Here is a 1,160-nt window from a genome sequence, read left to right on the forward strand (position 1 = left end):
CAGCGGCAGGCTTTTTTCTGGCCGGCTTATCTATTCAGGCAATGACCATCGGCGGGATTATCGCAGGCTGCCTTGTTGCGCTATTTTCCGGTTTCGTCTCTCGTATGACCGATGTCGCTGAAGATGCCAGCATGGCTGCCTTTTATCTTATTTCTCTGGCAGCAGGCGTCCTGATTATTTCAATTAACGGTAGTCAGGTTGATTTACTACACGTACTTTTCGGTTCCGCGCTGGCTTTGAACAACGAAGCTTTATATTTGCTTGCCGGGGTTTCTACAATTACCTTAATTACACTTGCTCTGCTGTTCAGACCGTTGGTTCTTGAGTGTATGGACAGGCTTTTCCTGCAATCAGTCAGTCGACTAAGTCCAATTGCTCACTTTGCCTTCCTGGTGCTAGTTGTTCTAAACCTTGTTGCCGGCTTTAACGCCCTTGGTACCTTAATGTCTGTGGGTATGATGATTTTGCCTGCAGCCTCTGCAAGGTATTGGGTCAAGAGCCTCGATATGATGCTTTTGGCGTCCTCTTGTTTTGCAATTCTCTGTTGTTATATCGGCTTACTCTTGTCATACCATGCTGGCTGGCCAACCGGGCCGGCGATCATACTGACACTTGGTATGCTCTACGTCTTGTCGTTTTCATTAGGACTTAATGGTAGCCTTTTATCTCGACTTGCCAAACCCAAACATCTCAGCGCATAACTCGTAAATATAGGTAATTTAAATATGAAGTCCTGGTTTAAATCGATCGAAAACGATGCTGAAGGCACCTCCTATCCCTTAGATAAAGTATTAAACGAACTAAACTTCTCTGAAGAGGGTTTAATACCCGTAATAGCCCAGGACCATGAGACGAGAGAGGTGCTAATGTTTGCCTGGATGAATCGCGAGTCATTAAAAGAAACTCTCGAAACCTCCAAGATGTGCTATTGGTCCCGTTCGCGAAAGTCTTTATGGCGCAAAGGAGAAAGCTCTGGCCACTGGCAAAGCCTGGTATCGATGAGAACGGATTGCGACGGTGATGTACTACTAGCCCTGGTCACACAAGATGAAGCAGCTTGTCACACTCATCGTAGAAGTTGCTTCTACCTGAAGTTTGAGCAAGGCGAGGTGGTCATCGCCTCATAAGCTTTCTGCTTTCTTCGTTTACATCAGTGCTGA

Annotated in this window: 2 protein-coding genes; both read left to right on the forward strand. The window is 46.2% G+C overall.

Annotated features, from left to right (window positions below; genetic code table 11):
* Positions 1–701, forward strand: a 701-nt coding sequence (locus A3729_RS16885) for a metal ABC transporter permease (protein ID WP_068634105.1), incomplete at its 5' end; no start/stop codon positions are given.
* Positions 702–725: 24 nt separating this feature from the next.
* A complete protein-coding gene (hisI, locus tag A3729_RS16890) occupies positions 726–1,127 on the forward strand; it encodes a phosphoribosyl-AMP cyclohydrolase (RefSeq protein ID WP_068508721.1) in 402 nt (133 codons plus the stop codon).
* Positions 1,128–1,160: the final 33 nt, after the last annotated feature.

The organism is Oleiphilus sp. HI0043, assembly GCF_001634935.1.

Bases quoted from the DNA above. Each gene is read 5' to 3' on its own strand.
- hisI (WP_068508721.1), top strand. From the start codon at position 726: ATGAAGTCCTGGTTTAAATCGATCGAAAACGATGCTGAAGGCACCTCC.